Origin of the sequence: Nocardioides psychrotolerans (assembly GCF_943371775.1) — a bacterium.
Classification (GTDB): domain Bacteria; phylum Actinomycetota; class Actinomycetes; order Propionibacteriales; family Nocardioidaceae; genus Nocardioides; species Nocardioides psychrotolerans_A.
Genome location: NZ_CALRWD010000127.1, coordinates 1 through 6,977 on the forward strand (window position 1 = coordinate 1; position 6,977 = coordinate 6,977).

Genomic DNA, 6,977 nt, shown 5'->3' on the forward strand with positions numbered 1-6,977 from the left:
CGACACGCCGACCAATCCCGCAGCCCGCTGGATCGCGAACCCGCCACAGACCAGCTCGAAGAACTCGTCCTTCGTTTCGTAGGACAACACCTTCGGCATAACAACACTCCAATCACTCTGGGTGTTGCCTCGACCCTATGAGTTCGCGCGGTCTCGTAGATGGGGTGACGACGTGTTACATGTTCGCGGCCGCCCACGCGCGGCGGCCGCCCGCGCGGGGCGCCCGCCGGGCCCGCCGCGCCGGGGTCGGCTCAGGCCAGCTGGGCCTGGATGGCGGTGACGACCCGCTCGTCGAGCGGCTCGACGCGGGGGCCGAAGCGGGCCACGACGGAGCCGTCGGAGGCGAGGAGGAACTTCTCGAAGTTCCACGAGATGTCGCCGGCCGTGCCGCTCTCGTCGGGTGTCTGGACGAGCTCGGTGTAGAGCGCGTGGCGGCCGTCGCCGTTGACCTCGATCTTCTCGCTCATCGGGAAGCTCACGCCGTAGGTCGACGAGCAGAACTCCGCGATCTCCTCGGACGAGCCGGGCTCCTGGCCGCCGAACTGGTTGCACGGCAGCCCGACGACGGTGAAGCGGTCGCCGAGCTCGGTCTGGAGCTCCTCGAGGCCGGTGTACTGCGGCGTGAGGCCGCACTTGCTGGCCACGTTGACCAGCAGCGCGGGCTTGCCGCCGGTCAGGTCGCCGAGGGTGCCGGGCGTGCCGTCCAGGCGGGCGAGGGGCGTGTCGAGGAGCGTCATGCCACCCAGCCTAGGCACGGGGCTCCGAGCGCCGTCGCGGCGGAGGCCGTCGCGATCCGTCGGCGAAGACCGGTCGAGCCCCGGACGCGCCCTCGTTGGTCGAGCCCGAGGAGCGCCAGCGACGAGGCGTCGAGACCTCGAGGGGAACGGATGGTCGGCGCGACACGTTAGCGTCGGGAGTCCCCGTCATCAGCCGTTCAGAGGTCGCCCGTGAGCTTCGTGCCCGTCACCGGACCGGCGACGTTCCGCCCGGCCGTGCCGCCGCGCGACGGCGTGGTGGAGTTCAGCGACGAGCGCCGCACGATCGCGCTGCCGATCCGCGCGGCGCTGCCGGTGCTCACCAAGGCCCACGCGCGCGACGACGTGCACCCGAGCGTGGGGCTGCTCAGCGGTGCGGTGCTGCTCGGCATGCGGCTGGTGGCTGCCGGCAAGTTCGAGCCCGACGAGGGCGGTCGCAGCTGGCGGGCCAGCCCGCTGGACGCCGCCGACACCGACCGGGTGGAGATGTTGGCGCGCTCGCGGTCCTACGACGACGTCGACGAGCACGCCGCGCAGGCGCTGGTGCGCGGGGTGCTCGACGCGGTGAGCGACGCGATGCCGCGCTCGGCGCCGCTGTCGACCGCCCACCGGGCGAGCACCCCGTCCTCGAGCCGCGCGCCGGACCACGAGCGGCAGCGCGGTGGCCACGGCTTCGAGTCGCGGCTGCGCCAGCGCCTGGCCCGGCACCGCACGGACGCCGACGCCGACCTGCCCCAGCTCGTCACGATCTCGCTGCGGGTCGAGGCCGACGAGGAGGAGCTGGTCGCCGGGGCGGTGCGCCTGGTCCTCCAGGTCCACGACGAGCAGAACCCGCTCCACCTCTGTGACGCGGCGGTGCTCTTCACCGAGAGCGGCCCGACCGCCAGCCACGGCTTCGGCGAGCGCGCCCGCACCCACGCGAGCATCGCGCTGCGCGCCGCGGCCGACGTCTGGCCGGTGCTCGACCGCCTCCTCGAGCTCCGGGTGCCCGACGAGATCACCCTCGACACCGACGAGCTGGTCAGCCTCCTCGAGGACGGCGTGGGGGCGCTGAAGGACCGGGGCGTCGACGTGCTCTGGCCGCGCAGCCTCGGTCGCGACCTGACGGCCAGCGCCGTCCTGGACCGCACCTCGCCCCCCGGCGGGGCCGGCGCGGGCAAGGGCCAGCGCGAGGAGCCGCTGCACGAGGGGCTCTTCGGCACCGCCGCGATGTTCGCCTTCAAGTGGCAGCTCGCGCTGCACGGCGACCCGCTCACCCCCGAGGAGATGGACGAGCTCGCCCAGGCGACGGCACCGATCCTCAAGCTGCGCGGCCATTGGACGGTCGTGGACCCGGCGATGGCCAAGCGCGCCCGCAAGCGGCTGGTGCGCACGGTCAAGCCCGTGCAGGCGGTCGCTGCTGCGCTCACCGGCGTGGTGCAGCTCGAGCCGGCCGACGAGCGGGGCGAGGCGACCCAGACCCAGGTCGTCGTCGGCGCCACCCTGCTCAAGGTGCGCGAGCAGCTGCTCACCGCGGCCACGCGCGATCCCGTCGAGCCGTCACCCCACCTGCGCGCGGAGCTGCGCGACTACCAGCGCCACGGCCTCACCTGGCTGGCCGACCTGACCTCGCTCGGGCTCGGCGCGTGCCTGGCCGACGACATGGGCCTCGGCAAGACCGTCACCCTGATCGCGCTGCACCTGCACCGCCGCGACGCCGGGGCGACCGGACCGACGCTCGTGGTGTGCCCGGCCAGCCTGCTGGGCAACTGGGAGGCCGAGATCCAGCGCTTCGCGCCGGGGGTGCCCGTGCGGCGCTTCCACGGCACGCAGCGCTCTCTCGAGGACCTCGAGCACGACGGCGGGTTCGTGCTCACGACGTACGGCACGATGCGGGTGGACCACGCCACCCTCGAGACGGTCCCGTGGGACCTGGTGGTCGCCGACGAGGCGCAGCACGTCAAGAACCCGCAGTCCTCCACGGCGCGGGCGCTGCGGGCGATCGGGAGCCAGGCACGCGTGGCGCTGACCGGCACCCCGGTGGAGAACAACCTGACCGAGCTCTGGGCGATCCTCGACTGGGCGACCCCGGGGCTGCTCGGCAGCCGCAACGCCTTCCGCAAGGTGTGGGCCGGCCCGATCGAGTCGGGCCTCGAGCCGACCAAGGCGCGGCAGTTCGCCGACCTGATCGGGCCGTTCCTGCTGCGGCGCCGCAAGTCCGACCCCGGCATCGCCCCCGAGCTGCCGGCCAAGACCGAGACCGACCACCCGCTGGGCCTGACCCAGGAGCAGGTCGTCCTCTACGAGTCGTTCGTGCGTGACTCGATGCGCCGCATCGAGGAGGCCGACGAGGAGACCCGCCGCGGCCTGGTGCTCGCGCTGCTCACCGGCCTCAAGCAGATCTGCAACCACCCGGCCCACTTCCTCAAGCAGTCCAACGGCCGTCTGGCGGGGCGCTCGGAGAAGCTCGACCTGCTCGACGAGCTGATCGGCACGGTGCTCGCGGAGGACGGGGCGGTGCTGCTCTTCACCCAGTACGTCGCCATGGCGCGCCTGCTCGAGACCCACTTCGCCAAGGCGTCGATCCCCCACCAGTTCCTCCACGGCGGCACGCCCGTGCGTGAGCGCGAGGCGATGGTCAAGCGCTTCCAGGCCGGCGAGGTGCCGGTCTTCCTGCTCTCGCTCAAGGCCGGCGGCACCGGGCTCAACCTCACCCGCGCCGACCACGTCATCCACGTCGACCGCTGGTGGAACCCCGCCGTCGAGGACCAGGCCACCGACCGCGCCTACCGGATCGGCCAGACCCGGCCCGTCCAGGTCCACCGGCTCATCACGCAGGGCACGATCGAGGAGAAGGTCGCCGAGCTGCTGACGCGCAAGCGCGCGCTGGCCGACTCCGTGCTGGGCAGCGGCGAGGCGGCGCTCACCGAGCTGAGCAATGACGAGCTGCGCGACCTGGTGACGCTGCGGAGGCCGTGACCGTGCAGCCGTCGACCGTGGTCCACTCCCGTCTCGCGGCGCGCACCCGCCCGGCGCGAGCCAGCACCTGGTGGGGCAAGGCGTGGGTGCGGGCGGTCGAGGAGGCGGCGTACGCCGACGGCGACCTGCGCAGGGCCCGCGCCCTCGCCCGGGGCGGCCACGTCGGCGGCATCACCGTCACGCCCGGCGGCTTCGTCGCGAGCGTCGAGGACGAGGGCGGACTGGTGACCGCGTCGGGCACGGTGCCGGTGCTCGACGCTGCGGGTCGTGACGCGCTCGTGGAGACCGTGGCCGCCGAGGCCGGCCGGGTCGCGGCGCTCCTGGCCGGCGACCTGCCCCACACCCTCGTCGAGCACGCCGACCAGCTCGGGGTCGAGCTGCTGCCCTACGGTGGCGAGCTCGGCTCGACGTGCACCTGCGGCTTCTGGGCCGACCCGTGCCCGCACGCGCTGGCGGTGCTCTACCAGCTGACCTGGCTGGTCGAGGCCGACCCGTTCGTGCTGCTGCACCTGCGGGGCGTCCCGCGCGACGCGCTGCTGGCCGACCTGCACGAGCGGTCGACGGTCGAGGTCTCGGCGGACCGTCCTGCCGAGGAGGGTGATGTCGACACCGCCGTCGACGCCGCCCTGCGGGCCGCTCGCATCCTCGAGCTCGTCGACGACCCGGGCGCCGGCATCGACCACCTGTTCTGACAGGCGCCGGAAATGCGGACCGCCCCCGATGTGAGCCGTGATCGGGGGCGGTACACGACGGTTTCCCCCGCGTGCCCTTCAGGCTACGACGGATCCAGTCGTCGAGGCAGCCCCCAAAATTGGTCGGCGCACCCCCCCAAAATTAGTAGTCGTAGGTGATGCAGACCTGGTCGGTCAGCGCTCCCCACGTCTCGGCATCCACGACTCCGGTGGGCGGCACGATGTCGCGGACCTCCTGGAAGTCCTTCACACGCTGCTCGGTGGCCTCGTCGAAGATGCCGGTGACGTCGCCGGGGCGGAAGCCGTCCTCACGACCGGCGGCCACGTCGATGTCGATCAGCGTGTTCTGCAGGGACCGCACCCAGATCGCGGTCTCGGGGTCGGTGCCGTCGCTGCGCGAGAGCACCCGCAGGTCGGCGGTGGGGACCTCGCAGACGCACTTGACGTAGGTCGTGTTGCCGGAGTGCAGGCGCGTCACGTCGTCGCGCTTGTGCTCGCCGGTGAGCCGGGCCAGGCACGGCTCCATCAGGTCGTCGTAGGGGCCGCTGTAGGCGACGTACTCCGGCACGTCGTTCTCCGGAGGTCCCCACAGCGTCGGGCACGAGTCGTCGGTGCGCAGGTAGCGCACGGTCTCGTCGGGGTTGTTGACCACCGCCGAGCGCAGGGGGGCGCCGGTCTCGCCGTAGCCCAGCACGATGACGGCGTCGCCGGTGCACTCGAGGTCGACGAGCGGCACGCCCACGCGCAGCGGGTCGTTGAAGGACGACTCGCTGGTCACGGGCTCCTCGTCCGGCACGACCAGGGCGGTCGCGACGCCGGCGGCCGCGCCGAGCAGCGCCGCCACCAGCGGCAGCCACAGTGCCCGTCTCCTGCCCATCGGCTCACCCTAAGCGGGCAGGTCCCCCGGGGCGGGCAGCAGCGCGCGCAGCGCCATCGCGATCAGGACGTCGTGCAGCGAGGGGTCGGGCAGGGCGCCCGTGCGGGGCGTGGAGTTGATCAACCCGAACGCCGCGTGCGCCATCGCTCGCGCGGTGGTCAGGTCCAGCCCGTCGTGCAGGCTGCGGAGCTGGGTGGCCCACAGGTCGACGTAGGACCGCTGCAGCGTGCGGACCCGCTCGCGCGCCTGCACCGGCAGCGACTCCCAGTCGCGGTCCTGGACGATGATCAGCGCCCGGTGGTGGAGGGCGAAGTCGACGTGCCAGTCGACGAGGGCTCGCAGCGCCTGGTCCGCCCCCTGGGCGGCGCTGACCCGGGCCGTCCCGACAGCCAGCAGCTGCTCGCTGATGGACACCAGCATCTCGGCGAGCACGGCGTCCTTCGACGCGAAGTGCTTGTAGAGCGCCGGGCCGCTGATCCCGCAGGCCGTGCCGAGGTCGGCCACCGAGACGCCGTGGAAGCCGCGCGCTGCGAAGAGGTCGGCCGCCGTGGCGAGGATCTGCTCGCGGCGGCTCGGCGTCTCGTCGCTGCTCACCTGGCTCACCGACGAAGGTTAGCGCCCGTTAACGGCGGGCAGGGGCATGGACGGGCAGGTTAACGATCGCTAACCTGGCAGGGTGCCCCCAGAGATGACAGACCTCGTCGCCGAGCTGCGCGAGCGGTTGGCGACGGCCCGGCTCGGCGGCAGCGAGGCCGCCCGCACCAAGCACACCGACCGCGGCAAGCTGCTCGTGCGCGACCGGGTCGATGCCCTGCTCGACCCCGGCAGCCCCTTTCTGGAGCTCAGCCCGCTCGCCGCGACCGGGATGTACGACGACGCCGTGCCGTCCGCGGGTGTGGTCACCGGCATCGGGCGGATCAGCGGTCGCGAGTGCGTGGTCGTCGCCAACGACGCGACCGTCAAGGGCGGCACCTACTACCCGATCACGGTCAAGAAGCACCTGCGCGCGCAGACCGTCGCCTCCGACAACCACCTGCCCTGCGTCTACCTCGTCGACTCGGGCGGGGCGTTCCTGCCGATGCAGGACGACGTCTTCCCCGACCGCGAGCACTTCGGCCGGATCTTCTTCAACCAGGCCAACCTGTCCGCGCGCGGCATCCCCCAGGTCGCGAGCGTCATGGGCTCCTGCACCGCGGGTGGCGCCTACGTCCCGGCGATGTCCGACGAGACCGTGATCGTCAAGGAGCAGGGCACGATCTTCCTCGGCGGCCCGCCGCTGGTGAAGGCCGCGACCGGCGAGGTCGTGACGGCGGAGGACCTCGGCGGCGGCGACGTCCACGCCCGCACGTCGGGCGTCGTGGACCACCTGGCCGACGACGACCGCCACGCGCTGGCGATCGTGCGCAGCATCGTCGACACGTTCGCGCGGCCCGACGCGCCGTCGTACGACGTGCACCCGGTCGAGGAGCCCGCCGAGGACCCGCTGGGGCTCTACGACGTCGTGCCAGCCGACACGCGCACCCCCTACGACGTCCGCGAGGTCATCAGGAGGGTCGTCGACGGCAGCCGCTTCCACGAGTTCAAGAAGCTCTACGGCGAGACGCTGGTGACCGGCTTCGCACGGATCTGGGGCCACCCGGTCGGCATCGTCGCCAACAACGGCATCCTCTTCAGCGAGTCGGCGCTCAAGGGCGC

Annotated in this window: 6 protein-coding genes; 3 read left to right on the forward strand and 3 right to left on the reverse strand. The window is 72.7% G+C overall.

The features are described 5' to 3' along the window. Positions 1-251: 251 nt before the first annotated feature. Complete coding sequence (locus tag AAG827_RS21665; RefSeq protein WP_341928283.1) at positions 252-737, reverse strand: glutathione peroxidase; 486 nt, start codon at positions 735-737, stop codon at positions 252-254. 210 nt (positions 738-947) lie between these two features. Here AAG827_RS21665 and AAG827_RS21670 point away from each other — a divergent pair, with 210 nt between their 5' ends. Beyond that, entirely contained in the window at positions 948-3,713 is a 2,766-nt protein-coding gene (locus AAG827_RS21670; protein WP_341928284.1) for a DEAD/DEAH box helicase, read from the forward strand. Beyond that, complete coding sequence (locus AAG827_RS21675; RefSeq protein WP_341928285.1) at positions 3,710-4,405, forward strand: SWIM zinc finger family protein; 696 nt, start codon at positions 3,710-3,712, stop codon at positions 4,403-4,405. Before AAG827_RS21670 ends, AAG827_RS21675 begins: the two co-directional genes overlap by 4 nt. 142 nt (positions 4,406-4,547) lie before the next feature. On the opposite strand, the gene AAG827_RS21680 is transcribed toward AAG827_RS21675, so the two are convergent. Further along, positions 4,548-5,282 carry a peptidoglycan-binding domain-containing protein gene (locus tag AAG827_RS21680; protein ID WP_341928286.1) on the reverse strand — a complete coding sequence of 245 codons (735 nt, stop codon included), beginning with the start codon at positions 5,280-5,282 and terminating at the stop codon, positions 4,548-4,550. 9 nt (positions 5,283-5,291) lie between these two features. After that, the gene (locus AAG827_RS21685) at positions 5,292-5,885 is read right to left on the reverse strand and encodes a TetR/AcrR family transcriptional regulator (protein ID WP_341928287.1); all 594 of its coding nucleotides are present in this window, start codon (positions 5,883-5,885) and stop codon (positions 5,292-5,294) included. Positions 5,886-5,970: 85 nt separating this feature from the next. Here AAG827_RS21685 and AAG827_RS21690 point away from each other — a divergent pair. Continuing rightward, a partial coding sequence (locus AAG827_RS21690) for a carboxyl transferase domain-containing protein (protein ID WP_341928288.1) occupies positions 5,971-6,977 on the forward strand: 1,007 nt, incomplete at its 3' end.

Excerpts from the sequence above, each read along its gene's own strand:
- AAG827_RS21665 (WP_341928283.1), bottom strand. The coding sequence starts at position 737 with ATGACGCTCCTCGACACGCCCCTCGCCCGCCTGGACGGCACGCCCGGC.
- AAG827_RS21680 (WP_341928286.1), bottom strand. The coding sequence starts at position 5,282 with ATGGGCAGGAGACGGGCACTGTGGCTGCCGCTGGTGGCGGCGCTGCTC.